General features: G+C 59.2%; 21 protein-coding genes and 1 pseudogene. 8 read left to right on the top strand and 14 right to left on the bottom strand.

Features of this window, described 5'->3' with window-relative positions; all coding sequences use genetic code 11:
- Positions 1-24: 24 nt before the first annotated feature.
- From DMO26_RS27615 to DMO26_RS27590, 6 genes are all read right to left on the bottom strand, one after another.
- The gene (locus DMO26_RS27615; RefSeq protein WP_162895078.1) at positions 25-1,227 is read right to left on the bottom strand and encodes an MFS transporter; all 1,203 of its coding nucleotides are present in this window, start codon (positions 1,225-1,227) and stop codon (positions 25-27) included.
- Positions 1,228-1,431: 204 nt separating this feature from the next.
- On the bottom strand, positions 1,432-1,878 hold the full coding sequence (locus tag DMO26_RS27610; RefSeq protein WP_117195541.1) for a carboxymuconolactone decarboxylase family protein: 447 nt from the start codon (positions 1,876-1,878) through the stop codon (positions 1,432-1,434).
- Between the two features lie 94 nt (positions 1,879-1,972).
- Positions 1,973-2,410 (bottom strand): cupin domain-containing protein, encoded by a 438-nt coding sequence (locus DMO26_RS27605; protein WP_117195540.1) that lies wholly within the window; start codon positions 2,408-2,410, stop codon positions 1,973-1,975.
- A gap of 26 nt (positions 2,411-2,436) precedes the next feature.
- Positions 2,437-3,189: an SDR family oxidoreductase gene (locus DMO26_RS27600; protein ID WP_117195539.1), complete on the bottom strand. Its 753-nt coding sequence runs from the start codon at positions 3,187-3,189 to the stop codon at positions 2,437-2,439.
- Between the two features lie 11 nt (positions 3,190-3,200).
- Positions 3,201-3,713, bottom strand: coding sequence for an RrF2 family transcriptional regulator (locus DMO26_RS27595; protein WP_112435186.1), 513 nt, complete (start codon positions 3,711-3,713; stop codon positions 3,201-3,203).
- Between the two features lie 515 nt (positions 3,714-4,228).
- Positions 4,229-5,065 carry an alpha/beta fold hydrolase gene (locus DMO26_RS27590; protein ID WP_117195538.1) on the bottom strand — a complete coding sequence of 279 codons (837 nt, stop codon included), beginning with the start codon at positions 5,063-5,065 and terminating at the stop codon, positions 4,229-4,231.
- Positions 5,066-5,293: 228 nt separating this feature from the next.
- Between DMO26_RS27590 and DMO26_RS27585 the strand changes: the two genes are divergently transcribed.
- The gene (locus tag DMO26_RS27585) at positions 5,294-6,292 is read left to right on the top strand and encodes a GlxA family transcriptional regulator (RefSeq protein WP_117195537.1); all 999 of its coding nucleotides are present in this window, start codon (positions 5,294-5,296) and stop codon (positions 6,290-6,292) included.
- A gap of 392 nt (positions 6,293-6,684) precedes the next feature.
- Here the strand turns inward: DMO26_RS27585 and tehA are convergent, their stop codons facing one another.
- Positions 6,685-7,659 carry a dicarboxylate transporter/tellurite-resistance protein TehA gene (tehA, locus tag DMO26_RS27580; RefSeq protein ID WP_117195536.1) on the bottom strand — a complete coding sequence of 325 codons (975 nt, stop codon included), beginning with the start codon at positions 7,657-7,659 and terminating at the stop codon, positions 6,685-6,687.
- Positions 7,660-7,919: 260 nt separating this feature from the next.
- Here tehA and DMO26_RS27575 point away from each other — a divergent pair.
- Positions 7,920-8,024: pseudogene (locus tag DMO26_RS27575) on the top strand (Lrp/AsnC family transcriptional regulator); the annotation flags it as partial.
- 36 nt (positions 8,025-8,060) lie between these two features.
- Here the strand turns inward: DMO26_RS27575 and DMO26_RS27570 are convergent.
- The 3 genes from DMO26_RS27570 to DMO26_RS27560 form a co-directional block, all read right to left on the bottom strand.
- Complete coding sequence (locus tag DMO26_RS27570) at positions 8,061-9,290, bottom strand: MFS transporter (protein ID WP_117195535.1); 1,230 nt, start codon at positions 9,288-9,290, stop codon at positions 8,061-8,063.
- Positions 9,291-9,349: 59 nt separating this feature from the next.
- Positions 9,350-10,108, bottom strand: a complete 759-nt coding sequence (locus DMO26_RS27565; protein ID WP_117195534.1) for an SDR family oxidoreductase — start codon at positions 10,106-10,108, stop codon at positions 9,350-9,352.
- A gap of 104 nt (positions 10,109-10,212) precedes the next feature.
- Complete coding sequence (locus DMO26_RS27560; RefSeq protein ID WP_117195533.1) at positions 10,213-10,617, bottom strand: winged helix-turn-helix transcriptional regulator; 405 nt, start codon at positions 10,615-10,617, stop codon at positions 10,213-10,215.
- 116 nt (positions 10,618-10,733) lie between these two features.
- Here DMO26_RS27560 and DMO26_RS27555 point away from each other — a divergent pair, with 116 nt between their 5' ends.
- The 4 genes from DMO26_RS27555 to DMO26_RS27540 all read left to right on the top strand — a co-directional run bounded on the left by DMO26_RS27555 (position 10,734) and on the right by DMO26_RS27540 (position 13,377).
- Complete coding sequence (locus DMO26_RS27555; RefSeq protein ID WP_117195532.1) at positions 10,734-11,753, top strand: zinc-binding alcohol dehydrogenase family protein; 1,020 nt, start codon at positions 10,734-10,736, stop codon at positions 11,751-11,753.
- Positions 11,754-11,841: 88 nt separating this feature from the next.
- Positions 11,842-12,150 carry a putative quinol monooxygenase gene (locus DMO26_RS27550; protein ID WP_117195594.1) on the top strand — a complete coding sequence of 103 codons (309 nt, stop codon included), beginning with the start codon at positions 11,842-11,844 and terminating at the stop codon, positions 12,148-12,150.
- A gap of 38 nt (positions 12,151-12,188) precedes the next feature.
- On the top strand, positions 12,189-12,902 hold the full coding sequence (locus tag DMO26_RS27545; RefSeq protein WP_117195531.1) for an SDR family oxidoreductase: 714 nt from the start codon (positions 12,189-12,191) through the stop codon (positions 12,900-12,902).
- Between the two features lie 49 nt (positions 12,903-12,951).
- A complete protein-coding gene (locus DMO26_RS27540) occupies positions 12,952-13,377 on the top strand; it encodes a cupin domain-containing protein (RefSeq protein ID WP_117195530.1) in 426 nt (141 codons plus the stop codon).
- Positions 13,378-13,715: 338 nt separating this feature from the next.
- On the opposite strand, the gene DMO26_RS27530 is transcribed toward DMO26_RS27540, so the two are convergent.
- Complete coding sequence (locus DMO26_RS27530) at positions 13,716-14,522, bottom strand: SDR family NAD(P)-dependent oxidoreductase (RefSeq protein WP_117195529.1); 807 nt, start codon at positions 14,520-14,522, stop codon at positions 13,716-13,718.
- Between the two features lie 120 nt (positions 14,523-14,642).
- Between DMO26_RS27530 and DMO26_RS27525 the strand changes: the two genes are divergently transcribed.
- Together DMO26_RS27525 and DMO26_RS27520 are read left to right on the top strand one after the other, a co-directional pair.
- Positions 14,643-15,605 carry a GlxA family transcriptional regulator gene (locus DMO26_RS27525; protein ID WP_080823616.1) on the top strand — a complete coding sequence of 321 codons (963 nt, stop codon included), beginning with the start codon at positions 14,643-14,645 and terminating at the stop codon, positions 15,603-15,605.
- Between the two features lie 105 nt (positions 15,606-15,710).
- Positions 15,711-16,529 carry an alpha/beta fold hydrolase gene (locus DMO26_RS27520; protein ID WP_117195528.1) on the top strand — a complete coding sequence of 273 codons (819 nt, stop codon included), beginning with the start codon at positions 15,711-15,713 and terminating at the stop codon, positions 16,527-16,529.
- Positions 16,530-16,559: 30 nt separating this feature from the next.
- On the opposite strand, the gene DMO26_RS27515 is transcribed toward DMO26_RS27520, so the two are convergent.
- The 3 genes from DMO26_RS27515 to DMO26_RS27505 are packed head-to-tail and all read right to left on the bottom strand — an operon-like array spanning position 16,560 to position 18,567.
- A complete protein-coding gene (locus DMO26_RS27515) occupies positions 16,560-17,291 on the bottom strand; it encodes a PP2C family protein-serine/threonine phosphatase (protein WP_117195527.1) in 732 nt (243 codons plus the stop codon).
- Complete coding sequence (locus DMO26_RS27510; protein ID WP_117195526.1) at positions 17,288-18,001, bottom strand: nucleotidyl transferase AbiEii/AbiGii toxin family protein; 714 nt, start codon at positions 17,999-18,001, stop codon at positions 17,288-17,290. The genes DMO26_RS27515 and DMO26_RS27510 overlap by 4 nt, the downstream gene beginning before the upstream one ends.
- The gene (locus tag DMO26_RS27505; protein WP_117195525.1) at positions 17,998-18,567 is read right to left on the bottom strand and encodes a hypothetical protein; all 570 of its coding nucleotides are present in this window, start codon (positions 18,565-18,567) and stop codon (positions 17,998-18,000) included. Before DMO26_RS27505 ends, DMO26_RS27510 begins: the two co-directional genes overlap by 4 nt.
- Positions 18,568-18,597: the final 30 nt, after the last annotated feature.

The raw sequence follows: 18,597 nt of genomic DNA, 5'->3' as shown, positions 1-18,597 counted from the left end.
GCCGGCGCTTATCTCCGCTGGGTGTCATCGCATTCCTGCCTCTGCAACGCCTTTCGGAAGGAATACGAGACACACGAGCCCAAGAGTAGCTGACAGGAAGCTCGCCAAGGCGAGCGGCCACCACCCCGAGTTAAGGAAGGGTGCAGCAGCGGCAGTGCCTGCCGCTGTAAATCCCAGGATACTCGCCACGACCAGCGCGGCGCCTCGCGAGTGATCGCCCTTCGACGCGATGATCGCTTGATGGAAGCCGATCGGACCTCGGATGCCGAAGCCAGCATTCGTGATCACCCAGACAGGTATGATGACGCCAAGGCTCCTCCCACCAAATCCGACGTAGGCCAGGATCAGCGCGAAACCCGCGAACAGGCCTGTCGTTCCGATGAAGATCATGCGCTCCACTCCGAACGTGCCGGCCAGCTTACTCGAGAGATTGGAGGCGAGGATGAAGTTCGCAATCCCACAAACCTGCAAGAGAATGAAATCCCCGATGTTGCCGCCCATAACCTCAGTCATGATTACGGGGGCGCCGAAGACGAAGACGAGGATCGCCGCTAGCGAGAAGGCCTGGCTTAAGGCGTGCCGGAGAAAGGCCGCCTCGCGCATGATAGACGCGTAGGTGCGATGGCTCTCTAGGGCTTCTGCCCGATCCGGAAGCAGGTGTCCGTACGCGATGCTGGCGGCGGCACAGAGGGTCGCCAAAATGGCGAGGACGACAAAGGACATCTCCCACCCGCCAGCTTCGAGCAGGAAAACGCCTGCTATGGGGGCGAGCGCCGGAGTGAGGGATTCAATCGAGCCCAGTCGCCCGAACATGCCGGCTGCCTTCTCGCCAGTGAAAAGGCCCTGGATGAAGCCCGGCGCGAAGACTGCCGGACCGGAGCCGAACGCGCCCTGGGCGAACCGAAGCGCAACGAGCCACTCCAAGGACTGCACCATCACCGATGTGATCGACGTGATTGCAAACAGCGCCAGCGACCAGATTAGGAGTTTGCGAGCCGAATACCTTGCGCCGAGTTCGCCAAAGGTCAGCAACCCGACAAGCGTCCCCGCCGCATAGGCGGCAAGCACCATCTGAGCGAGGGCTGGGGTTCCGCCGAGCTCCCGCGGCATTATCGGGACGGCTGGTAGAACGAGGTCGGTCCCGGCGATGCCAAGTATCGTGCCGCAGGCGACGAGAGTGAACATGAAGGCGGGAGATGCAGATCGGGTCATGGCCGCAGATACCATTCGGGCATGATCAAAACCATCACGCCACGTTTATAACGGTCTTCAAATTCGTTGATGGATGCAGACGATAGGGCCCGCCCAGTGCCCCAACGTTCGATGCCCTGGGCGTCAATCGTCTAGACGACGTCCTTGGCGCATGACATCCTGGCGTCCTGTCGGCCGTGAACTAGGCCGACAAGACGTTTCTCGGCCAGCAAGGTGCCATCAGGCCTTTGCCGCCACCGGAAGACGAAACGGCGCCCCGAGGCGATTGAACGCGTTCATCGCAGCGATCGTAATCGTCAGATCGACGAGATCCTTCGGTTCGAAAGCGGCGGCAGCGGCGGCATAGGCCTCGTCGGAGGCATGGGTCTGGCTGACATTCGTGACTTCTTCAGCCCAGGCCAGTGCTGCTCGCTCCTGCTCGCCGAACAGGTGAGGCACCTCGTCCCACACCGGAACAAGCGTGATCTTATCGACGGACATCGTCTTGCGCAGATCGCGACTATGCATGTCGATGCAATGGGCGCAGCCGTTGATCTGCGACACGCGCAGGAAGACGAGATGAACCAGCTCTTCAGGCAGGTTCGTCTTCTTGGTGACGTAGTGATGGACGCCGAAGAGCGCCTTGGCACCCTCGGGGGCGACTTCGGACCAGTTCATGCGGGACATATCGTTTTCCTTTCTCGTGGACACGGTTCTCCGTTCGCCGGAGAAACCGTCGTTGCTTGTGCAGTAGGGGAGGGTGTAGGTCTGGTAGGTAGCGCTACGGCTTGCGCGGTGTCGTCAGGGCGGTGTCATCGGTATCGACGACGAAGACGGCGAGCAGTTTCGCCGGCTCGGTCTTGCTGGCGTTAGCGCTGACGTCGTGGCGGTCGCCCGGCAGCTCGGTGAAGTTTTGACCGGCGATGAAGGTCTTCGTCTCGCCACCGTTCACGGCGCTTTGGATGGCGCCTTCGAGAACCGTCGCGTAGATCAGCGCGGACTTCGCATGCGTATGGGCTGAACTATAACCGCCGGGTCCGTACTCCACGAGCACGCCCTTGACGCTCTTGCCGGGAACGTCCGGAAGAGGATGCTCGTAGACCAGAGTCACCTTGGCGTCTTTCGTGTCGTATGCGAGTCCCGGCTTTGCGACGTCGTGAGCGGAAGCCGTAATCAGCGAGGCAGAGAGTGCCGCGGCGGCATAGAGGATTGTCTTCATAATCGTTCTCCTTGTGCTGTGGGAGCTCACGCCCGAAGCCATTCGGCTAGCGTGATCGCGCCCTTGATGTAGTCTCCGCCGGGAACCAGTGAGCCGGTGACAACGGGGGCGCCGAAGTAGTCGACAGCCGCGTCGGCGTTGACCGGACGAGCGTCGCTCTTGGCATCGAGATAGGTCCGGATGAAGGATTCGAACGGTCCCCGTTCAGGCCCGGCAAGATCAACGGATCCGTTCTTCGGCTCGCTGAGCGCGGCTTCCACCAAAGCAGCGGCGACGTCGTCGGCCGCGATCGACTGGAAGTCGATATCCGGCACTTTCACCGCGCCGTCGGCCGAGTAGGCGTCCACCAGCGTCTCCATGAACTCGTGGAACTGTGTCGCACGCACGATGGTGTAGGCCTGGCCCGATGCTGCGACGGCCTCTTCTTGGGCGAGTTTGCCGGCCATGTATGGGTTAGCGGCGAGGCGTTCCGCGTTGACGATCGAGAGGACGACGTGATGACGCACGCCCGCGGCCCGTTCGGCGCTCGTCAGGTTCCGGCTCGACGTGCCGAAGAAGTCGTTGATGACGGCCTTGTCGAAGGACAGCATGTTCGACACGTCGATGACGGCGTCAGCGCCCACGAGGGCTTCGGCTAGTCCTTCGCCCGTGTAGGCGTTGATGCCGTTGCGGGAGCTTGCGACGACGGCTTCGTGACCGGCGTCCTGCAGCAGTTTCACTGCCTTCGAGCCGATCAGGCCCGTGCCGCCGATAACGACGACCTTCTTCATCTTGGTCATGGTGCTTTCTCCTATGACGAGGCGCGATTGCCCGTCCTGCGTTCGTGGAGTTCGAGGAAGGCGCATCCGCGGGCGGCGATACCGCCGTCGTCGTCTGCACCAAGGTTCGCCAGAAGGTCTGCGACGGACACCTTGGCGAGTTCTGCGCGATAGGCCTTCTCGGCCTTCAGCATCGCGGCGTTAATCTGGCAGGGCTTTGTAAAGTAGCGCTGCGGCAGAGGGTTCGGCCCCCGCTGGCGGATCTCGGCGCACCGGAAGGCGGGCGCCGGACCTTCAACCGCGAGGACGATGTCCAGGAGACTGATGTCCTTCGGCGTCTTGGCCAGACGGTAGCCACCTTTCGGTCCAGGCGTCGTCACGACGATCCCGGCGCCGGAAAGCGCCTGCAGGTGCTTAAGGAGGTAGCTCGTCGAAACGCCGTGGAGTTCGGCCAGTGCTGCTGCAGACAGTACGCCGTCGTCCGAAAGGCCCGCCAGGAAAGCCGTGCAGTGAATGGCTTGCTCCACGCCTTCGCTTAGTTTCATGTTGCATCTCCTAATCGTGGATATAAAATATCTATGATTAGGCTGATGTCAATCCCCGATCACGTCGTGTGCTCACAATTCATAAAATGAGATCACAAAACGGGTTTTGGGTGCGGGTGCCTCGCCATAGTCAGGATGCTCGTATTTCCCATCTGCTGACGGGATATTCATACTGCGCCAAGAAGGATGAGGCAGGCGCGATGCCTCTGTTGCAAATATTTCAGACGGCAGCGAAGAAGCTTTCTCGGGTGCGATCATACGGGTTTGGCATCGAAGTTCTGTTCGAGCATTGCCGCCACCTCGGGTAGCGTTTGGACCAGCCCCTAAGGCCCGTTGAACGATTTAAGCCCCTCCACGAATGCGCCGATTATGCCGTAGCAATCGGTACGGAGAACACTGCGAGGCCGAGCGCGGCCTGCGGGGCGAAGATCAGAAAAAAGGGGCGCAGACGCCCCCTTTTGTTTTTCGATCGGCCGCAAACGGCCGTGGCATGGGTCATCCACGCCGGATTCGGATCAGCCCTCGATAAAAGCCAGTAGATCCTCATTCAGCACGTCGGCGTTGACGGTAAGCATGCCGTGCGAGAAGCCCGGATAGGTCTTGATCTGTCCGTTCGCCAGAAGCTTGATCGACTTCCTGGCAGCATCGGCAATCGGCACGATCTGGTCGCCTTCGCCATGCAGGACAAGCGTCGGCACAGCGATCGCCTTCAGGTCTTCCGTCTGGTCGGTCTCGGAGAAGGCTTTGATGCCATCGTAATGGGCTTTTGCGCCGCCCATCATGCCCTGGCGCCACCAGTTCTGGATCACGCCTTCCTGCACCTTGGCGCCGTCACGGTTGAAGCCGTAGAACGGGCCGGCCGGAACTTCGCGGAAGAACTGTGCGCGGTTGGCGGCAAGCGCTGAACGGAAGCCATCGAAGACTTCGATCGGCAGGCCTTCAGGATTGGCGGCGGTCTTGACCATCAGCGGTGGGACCGCGGAGACGAGGACAGCCTTGGCAACACGGCCGGCCTTCTGGCCGAACTTTGCGACATAGCGGGCAACTTCACCGCCGCCGGTGGAATGGCCGATATGGATGGCATTCTTCAGGTCGAGTGCCTCGACGACGGCGAATGCGTCGGCTGCGTAGTGATCCATGTCGTGACCGTCGGCGACCTGGGCAGAGCGGCCATGGCCACGCCGGTCGTGAGCGACGACGCGATATCCCTTGGAGAGGAAGAACAGCATCTGTGCGTCCCAGTCGTCCGACGACAGCGGCCAGCCGTGGTGGAAGACGATCGGCTGTGCGTCCTTCGGACCCCAGTCCTTGTAAAAGATTTCAGTGCCGTCCTTGGTTGTTACAAAGCCCATGTCGATATCTCCTTGTGATGAACTGTTTGTGGAAGAGTTGTGTGAGAAGGCAAGCGCTGGAATGCTCACGCTGGCAAGTGCGATGCCTCCGATCAGTACGCTGCGTCTCGACACGAAAAACCGATCTGTATCGGATGCCATTGCATTTCTCCTGTCGCGGTGTGTTTAAGAATTCGTATTTGACAAAGAGAAAGTATCGCCATCTTCTGGCATAAGCACGTGGCGGAAATGACTTTATCCGAGGCAAAAGTGGCAAAACGCAAAGAAGCTGAGTTCACAGAGGTGGGGCTGCTGCTCTACCCAGACTGCCAATTAGCTGCTGTCTACGGATTGACCGATCTGTTCCGCGTCGCCAGCGACTGGTCGACGGATCTGCAGGTGCCGACAGGCCTTCGCAATATCCGCGTCAGCTATTGGAAGATGGAGGACGGTGATGTGTCGTGCACATGGGATACACACCCTGGAATCCCTCACGCTCTGAGCTACGTTATCGCGCCACCGAGCATCATTATGCCGGAGAAAATGCAGAGCATGAGCCCTGCGTCGCAATGGCTCGCACACCAGCACGCGCTCGGTGTCACCGTCTGTTCGATCTGTGCCGGAGCATTTGTCCTTGCCGAGACCGGACTCATCGACGGCCGGCGCGCTACCACCCACTGGGCTTTCGCCAAAAGACTTTCCGAACAGTTTCCCAATATCGACGTCTCACCGGACAATATGATTATCGACGATGGTGACGTGATCACCGCGGGCGGCATTCTCGCCTGGGCGGATCTCGGCCTGCTGCTTGTCGAGAAGCTGCTCGGACAGGCTGTGATGCTGGAAACGGCTCGCTTTCTTGTCGTCGATCCGCCGCGTCGCAGTCAGAGCCCATACAAGGCCTTTCTCCCGCAGTTCGACCACGGCGATAAAGAGGTCGTGCAGATTCAGCAACAGTTCCACGCGAGACCAGAGCTACAGAAATCGATTGGCGAGTTGGCGGAGAGCGTGCATCTTTCAGAGAGGACGCTCCAGCGACGATTCTACCGTGCGACGCGGCTTAAGCTAACCGAATATCTGCAGAACGTGCGCATCATGAAGGCGCGGCAATTGCTTGAGACGACAAACGCGTCGGTCGAGAGCATCGCATATACAGTCGGTTATACAGATCCAGCCGCATTTCGGAAGATATTTGGCCGGCTGACGGGCGCCAAGCCAAACGTCTACCGCGGCGATGCGCGATTCTAATCATCGGCAAATTGATGCCTTTCCAGGTGATCGACGGGCCGCCAGTTTCTTAATGGCAGCTCGCGCCGTGCGCGGGCACCGGCGCGAATGGACCACGACGGAGCGCGGCGCGTAGAAGCCGAAATCGTTGAGCGACGAATAAGAAACGAGAGTTAAGTGTCTTCTGAGGCCGCCAGTCTTAAGACAAGCGCGATCGAATGTAACGGTCGAGGGTTCGGCTCTCATCAAGGCGAAGACGCTGATCGGCCATGGCGTCCGCAGCACCGGCGGCTTGCGCCCGACAACGGGTAACCCGATGTTTAACGCGCTTTCCCTTATGCTCCCAAACCAGCTCATGCCTTTCGCACTCGCAGTTGAGCCAGGGCCAAGAGAGCCAGTGCGGTACAAGTCACTCAAGCTCGTGTGGCCGGCGGACCTGCAGTCAGCAGCTGTCCCTTCATTGCCAAACGAATTGTTGCCATCGCAATGATCAGCACGACTAGATTGGCAGAGATAAAGAGCACAGGTGCGATAACGATGGTAGCGCCGTGATCGCCTTTGACAGCCAGCAGCATGCTGGCGGCGGCCAGCGCCGTCGACCCAAAGGTGAAGGCCCAGAACGATGGTGAGAAACCTTCTTCCATAATCCACGGTAGCATCCGCACGAGTAAGATCGCCTGCAGCATCGCATAGCCGAGCAACGCGTGCGCGAAGATGTCTGGAAGACCGCCGCCGACGGAAAGGTAGGCAACAGCGCCAACGGCTGGAGGTGCTAGTTGGATCCCCAGTGTGGCACGAACACTGGCTGGCATCATCGGTCCAGAATAAAGGCGATGGAGTAGGACCGATTCGATTGCGAGCCACGAGAACAGGGCGGCGCCGAAGGCTAGCTGACCCCAATCTGGTGCACCAAACATGGCTGCCGTGGTTCCCGTCACGAAACCTCCCGCGACCGCCGGCAAGTAGAGCACTGGCGTTGTTGCTCCGATATCCCTTTCGCCTCTCAACAAGAGCCCGGTGCGCCAGACAGCGAACGCTAAGGTATAGGTCGCACCTAAAGCAAATAGGCTGGTGGCGAATGCTTTTGAATAAGGTAGCATCCCTTGCGCGACGAGCATGGTGGCAACCCCGCCAAGACCTATGAAACAGCATTGGACTGGATGCGCCGCCTCAGCTTTGGCCATGGCCGGTCGAAGAACCCATTTTGCCAAATAGAGGATGGAGACCAATAGCCAGGTGGCGGCTGCTGCGAATGTTAAGAGCTCACCGATCAACTCCGGCAGACCCCACAGGTTGTGCGCAAGCCGCCATGTATTGGCAAGGCCCGCTAATCCGAGAACCATGCCAAAGAAAGATGCAGGGATTAGCGGCAATTTGCTAGGCTCCATCACGATTTTCTACCCTCTTCTACGCTTTGGGGACATCAGCTTGGTTACATGCATCTGCCCAAGCATATCGACTTAATCTCTAGCCTCCCGACCGTTCACGTGAGGCTGCGAGCGCTAAGGATCCGTGTATGTTTGCAGGTAAGTTCAGTTGCTGAGCGATCTAGGTCAATTCGGCGCGACGCTTGCCCTAGCCACCAGAACCACACGGTCTTGACGTAGACTAGTCCAGTGGCGAAAGCAGGTGTGACGTCGTCTTCGTGTTGGACTGCCTGACGCGGATACTGAGTGTCGCCAACATTCGCTCGAGTTTCGCCCTCAACCAGGTCAGATACACAACGGCGCTGCCGACAGGACACCTGCGGTAGCGCCGTTGTCTGACAATAGTGGCCGTGGCCTGCGGATTAACTTCCATTCCGCTTCCAGATCTTGTCGAGAGCCAAGGCTACCAGTTCCATCACTGCGGCAGCCGCACCGACCATCCAGACATCACCCACCGCGATGATCCCCGCGCCGATTGCGCTGCCGATGGAAAAGCCGAGATACATGGTGGACGTGTTGAGGGAGAGCGCGACCGAGGCCTGGCCCTGGCCGCCCGCAACGATCAGACGGGCCATCTGGGCGGGAAAGAAGGACCAGACGCTGAAGCCCCATCCGGCGACGGCGAGAAGTGCCAGAGAGACGGCAGCCCCCGGCAATGCTGTGGCTACCGCCAAAGCTGCGAAAGAGAGGGCGAGCACGACAAGCGAGATGCTTGCGACCTTGAGCGATCCGAAGCGATCGTTCAATGCGCCGCCGGTGAAAACGCCGAGTGCCGCGAATATGCCCCAGAGCGTGACGGTTGCCGCAATGCCCCTGTCGGCGAAGCCCAGCGTCTGGGAGAGATAAGGGGCGATATAGGGATAGGCCGTGTAGGCGCCCATCGACCAGAACAGTGTCACCGAGAGGAGTTTCAGAACGGGAGCCTGGCGGATGACGCCGATACGGTCAGCAATGCTTACGATGGCCATATGCGCACCGGCATTGCGTCCAACGCCTGTCAGGATGCCGATAATCGCAATGGCTCCCATGGCGGCAACCATAAGAAATGTCGAGCGCCAGCCGAATGCATGGCCAATGATCGAACCGAGTGGCAGGCCGAGCGCAATCGCAATGGTCATGCCGCCGCTGACGATGGCAAGCGCACGCCCCCGTTTTTCTGTCGGTACAATCATGCCGGCAAGAGCATTGGCGTTCGGCGCATAGAGACCGGCGGCGACAGCCATCAGGATACGGGCACACATCAGCGTGCCGAACCCGGGCGCGAAGGCCGCAATCAGATTGCCGACTGTGAATATCGTCATGGCAAGCAGCAACGTGTCCCGCCGGCGCAGCCCGCCGGTAATGACCGTTGCGATAGGAGAGCTGAGCGCCAGCACGAGGGTAAAGACAACGACAAGCATGGCCGTCGCGGAAAGGCTCATGCCCAGATCGGCAGCGATGGTCGGCAACAAGGGAGCTATCATAAAACCCTCGGTACCGATTGCGAAAGTACCGAGTGCCAGGACCCATGCCGGCAGCATGGATGGCTCGGGCTGCCCCAAATGCTCGCCCTTCAAGGGAATGGCGGTTTTCAGATCATGTTTCTGCAGCATGGTAACCTCCTGCCGAATGCCCGGCTGCCCGTTCGGCAACCGGGTCTCGGCCCGTCCTGTCAGACGGGGATCGGGTTAGCGGCGAGTGACTCGTTGAAGGCGTTGAAGAGCGCGTGTTCTCCGCTGCCCGGGTTGTCGCGGATGGCCTTGATCTCCTCGACATAGATTTCTTCGGATTCCGTTCCGAGGCCCTTCATGGTTTTTTCGATGAAGATGTCGAGCGGCATGGCGCGCGGATCACCGCTCTTCTTGACGAGGTCCGTATCAACCCACGGCGGTGCGATTTCCTGGACGCTGACATTGGTGCCGCGTAACTGGAAGCGCTGCGACAGGGCATAGGAATGCAGCGCTGCCTTTGTGGCGGAATAGACTGCGGTGGAGGCGAGTGGCAGATAGGCCAGAACCGACGTATTGTGGATGATCGTGGCTTTCGGCTGAGCCTTGAGGTGGTCGATAAGAGCCGAAGTCAGGCGGATCGGACCAAGCAGGTTCGTGTCGACAATCCGACGTGACTGAGCGTCATCGATCTTTGCGCCAGCATCATCAAAGGGCATGATGCCCGCATTGTTGACGAGGACATTGAGCGTCGGGTAGTCGCGGATCAGTAGAGTAGCGACGCGATCGATATCGGCCGGATCGGCAATGTCGAGCTCGATGCCTTCCATGCCCGGATTGGCGGCGGTTACCTGATCGAGCAACGCCTTGCGGCGGCCGGCGATGATGACCTTGTTGCCAAGGCGATGGAAGGATTCCGCCAATGCGCGGCCGATGCCGGATGTGCCGCCAGTGATAAAGATCGTGTTGTTTTCGAGTTGCATGGGTCTCTCCTTTGAACCGAGCGGCTGAAGGCCGCGCTTCGATGGAGAGATCTTGCATCAAGTCATCTATGTCTGAAATGACGCATAAACGTCAATTCAGGACATTACGCTGATCGACTGCTCGGCGTCTCCATGGCAATCGTCTCGCGCGGATCCATCCCGCGTGGTTTGCCATAGAGACTGATATTGGCGTCACCCCAATATTTAAGGGCGAGCAGGATCGGTTCCATGCTGCGGCCGAGCTCTGACAGCTTGTACTCTACCTTTGGCGGCACCTGAGCATAGACTTTGCGTTCGATCAGGCCGTCGTCCTCAAGCTCGCGCAACTGGTTGGTTAACATGCGGGGGGTCACGTTGACGATGTGTTTGCGCAGTTCGTTGAACCGCAGTGTCCCTGAAAGCAGGTGAAAGAGCACGACCGATTTCCATTTTCCGTCAATGAGGCCAACGGCAGCCTCAACCGAGCAACCGGGAGAACAATCGAGGCGCGAATGGCGAACTTTGGCCATAACAGTATCCTTTTTGATACTACGTGTGTGATTTGTGCGTATTGCGTGCTTTCGATAATAGCCCATTTTAGCTCCATATCAATCGACACGGCAGTCGATCATCAAAGGAGCACATCATGAAGGCCATCGGTTATAAGGCACCGGGAGCTATCGAGCGCGAAGACGCATTGCAGGACATCGAGCTTCCCCGGCCGGTTCCGGCAAACCGGGACCTTCTCGTTGAGGTGAAGGCCATTTCGGTCAATCCGGTCGACACGAAGGTCCGCAAGGGCGCAAGTCCGGAAGCTGGACAGTGGAAGGTGCTTGGCTGGGATGCTGCCGGCACTGTCGTGGAGACCGGACCCGCAGCGAAGGATTTCAAGATCGGCGACGAGGTATTCTATGCCGGCTCTTTGATCCGCCCCGGAGCCAACAGCCAATTGCACCTGGTCGATGAACGAATTGTCGGCTTAAAGCCGAAATCGGTTTCCGATGCTCAGGCCGCGGCCCTACCGTTGACGGCCATCACGGCCTGGGAAATGCTGTTCGACCGGCTGGATGTCCGCAAAAGCGTGCCGGGTGCGGCGAACGCCATCCTAATCATCGGCGGTGCTGGTGGGGTTGGCTCGATTGCCATCCAACTCGCGCGCGCGCTGACAGACCTGACCGTCATTGCGACAGCCTCGCGGCCTGAAACGCAGGACTGGGTGAAGACGCTTGGCGCCCATCATGTGATCGATCATTCCAAGCCGATCGCCGAGCAGGTGGCAGCTCTGGGCATTGGCGCCCCCGCCTTTGTATTCTCGACAACCGAAACCCATCGCCATCTCAAAGAAATCATCGAGCTCATCGCGCCGCAGGGCCGGTTCGGGCTGATCGATGATCCGGAAAGCCTCGACGTGCTTGGCTTCAAGCGCAAGGCTGTTTCCACTCATTGGGAGCTGATGTTCACACGCTCGATCTTCGAGACCGCCGATATGGCCGAACAGGGCAAGCTGCTGAACGAGGTGTCTCGTCTGATCGATGCTGGCAGTATCCGCACGACCGTGACCGAAGTCTTGTCGCCCATCAATGCCGCAAATCTGCGCAAGGCGCATGCCGCCATCGAAAGTGGGCGAACAAAGGGCAAGGTGGTGCTCGAAGGGTTTTCCGACTGAGGCAGCCGGATCTTGAGGCGGTGATCGCTCACAGTCGTTCACCGCCTGAGCTACTTGCAGTGACTTTCAACGAAAAAGGATGACCGTCATGAGTGCTCAGCCCTCTGACCAAATTGAACTTATTGCGCTTTTGCGCGCGAAGCCGGACAAAAGCGTAGCCTTGTTCAGTGCACTGGCTGCCATCGTGCCTGACGTCCGCAAGGAAGATGGATGCCTACGATACGATCTTCACGTCGATCGCGACAATCCGGAAATGGCGGTCATGATCGAGAGCTGGCGGGATGAGGCCGCTCTCGCTGCCCACGCCGCCGGCGCGCCGTTTCAATCGCTGGCCTTGCGTCTGGATGAGCTGCTTGCCGAACCTCTGCGTTTGCAACGCCTCCAGCATCTAGCCTGACAGCGCAAATTCACACTTGAAGGGAAAGGAAAAGGTTTATGACTTTGCTCAAAGATCAACGCGTCCTGGTGATCGGCGGCAGCTCCGGTATCGGACTTGCGGTCGCCGAAGCCGCAGTCGCCGCAGGCGCGCATGTCACCATTGCCTCTCGCTCACAAGATAAACTGCTCGCCGCCATTGAGAAGCTGGGACCTGGGACCGATAGCGCGGTACTGGATACCACGGATGAGCTGTCGCTTCAGAGCTTCTTCGTGTCACGGAAGGCTTTCGACCACGTCGTGGTCTCAGCGGCACAGACGCCGACTGGTCCACTGCGCAAGCTAGCTCTTACCGATGCCCAGGCGGCAATGGAGAGCAAGTTCTGGGGCGCCTATCGGGTTGCGCGTGCGGCCCGCATCGCGGAGCGGGGCTCGCTGACATTGATCTCCGGCTATCTGAGCGAACGGCCATCCGCGTCCTCGGTCCTGCAAGGAGCGATCAATGCAGCGCTTGAAGGTCTTGCGCGTGGTCTTGCGCTCGAATTTTCGCCGGTGCGTGTCAACACCGTGTCACCCGGACTCATCGATACGCCGCTGTGGTCGAAGATGGCCGACGATGCCAAGGCGGCGATGTTCTCTCGCGTGTCGGAAAACCTGCCGGCAAAGACCATCGGCAAGCCTGAGCACATCGCCAAAGCGGTGCTGTTCCTCATGACCACGCCATTCGCCACCGGGTCGAACGTGCGGGTTGATGGCGGCGGTGCGATCGCCTGAGCGTGGTCGGATACTTTGTAGAGGCGAAGCAAAGATAGGGAAGATCACCATGTCTGATCAAAGCACTGCAACATCCGCCCGTTTCGACATCCTGGCGATCATGAATGAGTTTCCGCAAACAGCGGAGACGTTGCTGGTGGATACGTATTTGCGCGATACGCCTGCAGCAAGCTCGCGGGTGTTTCGCGTCTACAAGGGGACGCCGCCGCATTGCCATCGGGGCAGCGATGAGTATCTTTACGTCCTGTCCGGGCGGGGCACCTTCTGGATGGAAGACCCTGCAACGGAGGCCGAGTTCCAGCCCGGACAACTCCTGTTCTTCGAAAAGGGCACGGTTCATGCGCTGCCAACCATCCTTGAGGAGCCGGTCGCGTTCCTTTCCGTCGATACGCCCCGCCGCGATCCGAAAGACATTGTCTTCGTGAACAGTGCGGACGGATCGCGCGAAACCTTTATCGCCTCAAAGCGCGGTTGACGCGCTTTCCGTTCGCAATCTAATTTAAGGGAATGTGACCCGTGGTCCGAACCTGGTTTATCACCGGCGTCAGCAGCGGCTTTGGTCGCGAGATGGCCGAGGCGCCAGCCGCTCGGGGATCCGATCAAAATAGTTCAGGCCATGATTGCGTCGGTTGATCAATCGCCGGCGCCCCGTCGGCTGGTGCTCGCAGAGATGCCTATGGCGCGATCACAAGGGCGCTCAACGAACGCTGGCCGAGGTGGAGCTGCAGAGGATAGCGCCGCCGCCGCGGATATCGTTTAACGGAGGGAGGGGAGGGGAATGCCGGTGACGACCATTCCCCTCCATGGCGCCCATCAAGCCGTCTGGCCGTGCGCGGAGTATCTGCCTGCCGGTCGGGCACTGGACAAATGTGGAAGCATGGCTGCCCGGGCAGCTTCCCATTTGTCCCATTCAGCTGCATCCATGAGGGAAGGAATGGTGGCGAATTCGCCGCGATCAAGGCCGACGAGCGCAGCGTCGACGAGATCCGCAGGCGACATCACCCATTCGCTCGGCAGGTTGCTTGCCGGCAGTCCGGCAATGTCCCAGAACTCGGTTCCCGTTGCGCCGGGAAGCACGACCTGAACAGTGACCCCTGTCTCGTGCAGTTCCTTGCGAAGCGAATGACTGAAGGCCAGCAGGAAGGACTTGGTGCCGCCATAGACGCCGTTCAAGATTTCTGGTCCGATCGCCACAATGGAAGAGATGTTGATAATGGTACCCTTGCCGCGCTGCCTGAAGAGCGGGACGATGGCATAGGTCAGACGCATCGGCGCCGTGACATTGATGGCCACCATGGCCTGCATATCGGAAATGTCGGCAGTCGCCAAAGGCGCGGCACTGCCAAAACCTGCATTGTTGACCAGATGCGTGATGGTTTCGTCCTGTGCAATAACCGTTTCCACCGCAGCCAGGCCGTCTTCCGTGCCGAGATCCGCGGCAAGTGTCCTGACCGATACGCTATAACGCTCCGCCAATGCGGCGGCGACATCCTTCAAGCGGGCGAGATTGCGCGCCACCAGAATGAGATGATGGCCGCGCCGGGCAAAGCGGTCGGCATAGACGGCGCCGATCCCGGATGATGCACCTGTTATCAGAACGGTGCCGTGTGTGTTGCTCATTGTTCGCTCCTTTGATGATGGATTGGAACGTCCAATCCGTGTTTCGACGGAGGGACATTAGCCGTAGACAATGATGTCTGAAATGACCTACAAACGGCAAAACAGGACAAGGATACGAGCATGCGGCACATTGGCTTCATCATGGAGAATGGGTTTCAGGTGATGGGCATGGCGGCGTTAAGCGCTTTTGAATTCGCCAACGAGACCCTCGGCGCGGAGGCGTACCGGCTGACCGTCATGTCCGAAAACGGTGGTTCAATTCGATCCTCGCTTGGCATCGGTATTGAGACACAGCCGCTCGCAGACTTTCCCGACACGCTGATGGTCGTCGGCGAATTGCTTCCGAAGCCTGTCTCTGCGGTATTGAGGGATTACATCGCTCGTGCGGGGCGAGAAAGCCGACGGGTGGCTGGCGTCTGCACCGGCGCATTTCTGCTGGCCGAGGCCGGCCTTCTGGATGGAAAAAGCGCCACCACCCACTGGGCTCACGCGCGCAGCCTGCAGGAACGGTTCCCCAACATCCATGTCGATGACGACCGCATCTTCATCCAGGATGGTTCGATCTGGACGTCGGCAGGCATGAGTTCCGCCATCGATCTGACGCTGGCACTGATCGAAGATGATCATGGGGCCGAGCTCTCGCGATCCATTGCGCGCAAACTGGTGGTGTATCATCGACGGCCAGGAGGGCAGTCGCAGTTTTCGGCGCTACTGGAGTTGGAGCCGCGCTCGGACCGGGTGCGACGTGCGCTTGTCTATGCCAAGGAGCATCTGCGAAATCCGTTGACGGTGGAGGAACTCGCGGAAGCCGCAAGCCTCAGCCCACGCCAGTTCAGTCGCCTTTTTCGGGAGGAGACGGGGCAATCGCCGGCAAAGGCCGTAGAGCGCCTGCGGCTGGAGGCGGCAAAAGTGATGCTTGAAGACGGCCGTCATCCCCTCGACATCGTCGCCCGCGATACAGGCTTTGCGGACCGCGATCGGATGCGTCGAGCATTCTTACGCTTTTTCGGCCAGCCGCCGCAGGGCCTGCGCCGCAGCCTGAAGCTGATAGAGGGCGTCGAAGACCCTGATCTGGTGCATTGATGTGCGCGTCCTGAAATGACGTTTCTATGTCATTTAAGACGCGATCGACCGGATCTATCTTCTTTCATCAGAAGACCTCACGGCGGGTGATGAAAGGAAAACCTCATGTTCTCTTCCAAATACAATGGCGGAATCGAGACCAGCCATGGCCGGCTCGCCATCCGCCTCGACGGACCCCAAGGAGGCATCCCGCTCCTTCTCCTGCAGCGCTTTCGGGGCACCATGGATGATTGGGATCCGGCTTTCATTGCAGCGATTGCCAGGGATCGCCGCATCATTCGCTTCGACAGCGCCGGCGTTGGACGATCGAACGGCACCGTGCCGGCGACCATCGGCGGGATGGCGGCCATCGCTGCCGACGTCGTGGCAGTGCTCGGGTTGTCTCAGGTTGATGTCCTCGGCTGGTCGTTGGGTGGAGCGGTTGGCCTGGAGTTTGCACTGAACTTCCCGCATCTGGTCCGCCGGCTGATCGTCGCGGGCTCAAGTCCCGGACCCGTTGCAGACGGTCCGCAGCAACATCCACGCGTGCCGCACGTCATGACGAAGAGCAAGAATGACGAGGACGACTTTCTTTTCCTGTTCTATCCGTCAAGCGAATGCGCCACCGCCGCAGGTCGCGCCTCTTTTGCCCGTATCCGGTCGCAGTCTGATTGTGGACCGGCAACGTCACCGCTAGCGCTGATGATGCAGGTGAAGGCGATCTCTTCCTGGCCCGGCATATTGCACCGGGCGAGCGAACTCAGGCTGCCGATACTGGTCGCCAATGGCGCGCATGACCTGATGATCCCGGCCTATCGCTCCTATGTGCTCTCGCAGCAAGCACCCGATGCCAAGCTCATCCTCTATCCGGATTCGGGTCATGCATTCCTGTTCCAGGAAATTGAAAGCTTCTCGCGCGACGTCGAGCAGTTCCTGGAAGGGTGAATTAGCCGAACATGAGTTATTGCTCCGGGGTTATTTCTGGGAGGCCTGAGGCTGCACGTAAAAATTGGTCGACCCACCATCTTCCAGCAAGATTTCGGACGGCGCCTCGGCGGAAAGCCTTAATTGTAGCACGCTGCGATCATCTCTCTCTGGAGCAGTTGACTGGCCGCCGCCAAGGAAGGTTTCCTGCTCGCTTTCTGTCAATTCCGCCCAGAAGCCATCGGTGGCAAGAAGAAACGTGCCACTGGCCTTCTTTTCGGCGAGAACGTCTGGGGCCATGAACTCCCTGGAACGAAAACTCTGGGTGAGAAGGTGCCTCGTGGTGGACCTTGCGATGGCATCGAGAGGCATATCCGCCAGGGCGTTTGCAAGGGTATGCGGCTTGACTTGCCAGTGTACCTGCCCGTCGTGCCTGCCAAGAAGGCAATCTCCGGAATGGAGGACCGTCAAGGAGCCTTTGTCCGTTACGTGAAAGAGGATAATGCTGGCGGAACCTCTCGGAAACGATTTGCGAAGGGCTTGATGAATCTCCCGGAGCTTGGCTTGTATGAGCTCGTGGCCCCATGCATCGTCGGTTCCGGCAAACCAGTCGACGACAGCTTCGACGATTGCCCGTGCATATCCCCCGTTGTTCGAGCCGGTCGTGGCGCCATCAGCCACAATAGCAAGATATTCGCCATGTCTCCCCGCGATCCCCGCATGGTCGCGATTGTCGTCGGTGCGCGTTCCTTTTTGGCTTAACCATCGGGCCTCAATTTTCATTGTGCGGGGCCATCCGCACAGTGGCTTATCGAGACAAACCTGTCCCGAACGATTTCTACACGACCGGCGGGCCCGCGGATATTGCCATCGAGGAAATCGTCGAAGTCAGCTTGATCGAGGAGTGCACGAAACTGTCCGGCGATGAAATTTCGAACGTTGTTGTCTGAAGCCGTGACCTCGGCAAGGAGTTCCTCCCTGCCGTCGACAATAAGGAGGATGTCTTCAGCGTCACGGCTCATGATCAAGTCACCGTTTCCCCTTCCGGCATAGGCTTCGAGCTTCGTCGCAAGAAACATTGGCGGCGTCAGGATCCGGATCGTCAGGTCTTCCGAGAGCTGGTAGTGCTGTGCTGTCTCGATTCCACTCGCATACCATCGATTTCCGAATCCGAGGATAGTCGGATCATCCGGCATGAAGTCGACCGTGAGCTTGCCGAGACGCATGCGGCAGATCACCGCCTCGTCAGCGGCCTCCATAAAACCCCGGTGTCGAAGCTCTTCCTGGAGCTGTGCCCAGGCAGGAAGGCCCGCCAGATCCACGATCAGGTCGATGTCATCTGTGGCACGCACATCCTCGAGCGTGACCGGATCAGTGATGAATAGCGCGGTCGTGCATCCGCCAACGAAGACCAGGCGGGAGCGGAGGTCTTCGCCAAGCGCCGAGGCAACGGCTTTCATCATTTCCAGCAGTTGAGCGCGGATCGCTGTCATTTGCTCATGATCCTTGACTTGAGGTGGTCGGTCGCGAGACCGACTTCCCGCTGGTTCCCAAGCCGGATCGCATCGACCAACGCGAGGTATTCATAGAGTGCGTCGTCCTTCAGGACTGCGTCCGGCACGGTCTTGAAGAGCGGCTCCACCGCCTGCCCCATCTCCCTTCCGTTGGCATAAGGCCAAACGTAGTTGTACGTCCCGCCACTGATCAGGAGTTCCGTGAGCATAGGTGCGGCGAAGGCGGTCGGTATGCCGCGCTGCATCGGCCCAACTTTGGCGGGGAAGACGAACTTTAGTCCGGTGGTAATGAAGCCGAACAGGTTCCTTCGGCTTGGCCGAGGCTCGTTCTTACTGTTGTCTTTTCGCGCGATGCCTGATGCGACACTGCGCTTGATCGACTGCGCTATTTCGGTCTTGCTGATCCCGAGTAGCGCCTCTAGGTTACGAACAGAATAAGGGTCTCCCCCCACGGATTCCGATCGCAACCGATCAATGCCCTTGGTGAGCTCCTGATCTTGCAGGCTTACCAGCTTTAGCAGGACGACGATATCTTGGCTCTTCATAAACACTGTCCTCTGTCCTAGGACTGAGGA

It is taken from the genome of Rhizobium terrae (genome assembly GCF_003425685.1).
Classification (GTDB): domain Bacteria; phylum Pseudomonadota; class Alphaproteobacteria; order Rhizobiales; family Rhizobiaceae; genus Neorhizobium; species Neorhizobium terrae.
The sequence above is the reverse complement of the archived record's forward strand: the minus strand, read 5'-3'. Positions and strand labels throughout refer to the sequence as shown.

What these genes read in the sequence shown, in the direction of transcription:
- DMO26_RS27615 (WP_162895078.1), bottom strand. Translation starts at nt 1,227, where the DNA reads ATGGTATCTGCGGCCATGACCCGATCTGCATCTCCCGCCTTCATGTTC.
- DMO26_RS27610 (WP_117195541.1), bottom strand. Translation starts at nt 1,878, where the DNA reads ATGTCCCGCATGAACTGGTCCGAAGTCGCCCCCGAGGGTGCCAAGGCG.
- DMO26_RS27605 (WP_117195540.1), bottom strand. Translation starts at nt 2,410, where the DNA reads ATGAAGACAATCCTCTATGCCGCCGCGGCACTCTCTGCCTCGCTGATT.
- DMO26_RS27600 (WP_117195539.1), bottom strand. Translation starts at nt 3,189, where the DNA reads ATGACCAAGATGAAGAAGGTCGTCGTTATCGGCGGCACGGGCCTGATC.
- DMO26_RS27595 (WP_112435186.1), bottom strand. Translation starts at nt 3,713, where the DNA reads ATGAAACTAAGCGAAGGCGTGGAGCAAGCCATTCACTGCACGGCTTTC.
- DMO26_RS27590 (WP_117195538.1), bottom strand. Translation starts at nt 5,065, where the DNA reads ATGGGCTTTGTAACAACCAAGGACGGCACTGAAATCTTTTACAAGGAC.
- DMO26_RS27585 (WP_117195537.1), top strand. Translation starts at nt 5,294, where the DNA reads ATGACTTTATCCGAGGCAAAAGTGGCAAAACGCAAAGAAGCTGAGTTC.
- tehA (WP_117195536.1), bottom strand. Translation starts at nt 7,659, where the DNA reads ATGGAGCCTAGCAAATTGCCGCTAATCCCTGCATCTTTCTTTGGCATG.
- DMO26_RS27570 (WP_117195535.1), bottom strand. Translation starts at nt 9,290, where the DNA reads ATGCTGCAGAAACATGATCTGAAAACCGCCATTCCCTTGAAGGGCGAG.
- DMO26_RS27565 (WP_117195534.1), bottom strand. Translation starts at nt 10,108, where the DNA reads ATGCAACTCGAAAACAACACGATCTTTATCACTGGCGGCACATCCGGC.
- DMO26_RS27560 (WP_117195533.1), bottom strand. Translation starts at nt 10,617, where the DNA reads ATGGCCAAAGTTCGCCATTCGCGCCTCGATTGTTCTCCCGGTTGCTCG.
- DMO26_RS27555 (WP_117195532.1), top strand. Translation starts at nt 10,734, where the DNA reads ATGAAGGCCATCGGTTATAAGGCACCGGGAGCTATCGAGCGCGAAGAC.
- DMO26_RS27550 (WP_117195594.1), top strand. Translation starts at nt 11,842, where the DNA reads ATGAGTGCTCAGCCCTCTGACCAAATTGAACTTATTGCGCTTTTGCGC.
- DMO26_RS27545 (WP_117195531.1), top strand. Translation starts at nt 12,189, where the DNA reads ATGACTTTGCTCAAAGATCAACGCGTCCTGGTGATCGGCGGCAGCTCC.
- DMO26_RS27540 (WP_117195530.1), top strand. Translation starts at nt 12,952, where the DNA reads ATGTCTGATCAAAGCACTGCAACATCCGCCCGTTTCGACATCCTGGCG.
- DMO26_RS27530 (WP_117195529.1), bottom strand. Translation starts at nt 14,522, where the DNA reads ATGAGCAACACACACGGCACCGTTCTGATAACAGGTGCATCATCCGGG.
- DMO26_RS27525 (WP_080823616.1), top strand. Translation starts at nt 14,643, where the DNA reads ATGCGGCACATTGGCTTCATCATGGAGAATGGGTTTCAGGTGATGGGC.
- DMO26_RS27520 (WP_117195528.1), top strand. Translation starts at nt 15,711, where the DNA reads ATGTTCTCTTCCAAATACAATGGCGGAATCGAGACCAGCCATGGCCGG.
- DMO26_RS27515 (WP_117195527.1), bottom strand. Translation starts at nt 17,291, where the DNA reads ATGAAAATTGAGGCCCGATGGTTAAGCCAAAAAGGAACGCGCACCGAC.
- DMO26_RS27510 (WP_117195526.1), bottom strand. Translation starts at nt 18,001, where the DNA reads ATGACAGCGATCCGCGCTCAACTGCTGGAAATGATGAAAGCCGTTGCC.
- DMO26_RS27505 (WP_117195525.1), bottom strand. Translation starts at nt 18,567, where the DNA reads ATGAAGAGCCAAGATATCGTCGTCCTGCTAAAGCTGGTAAGCCTGCAA.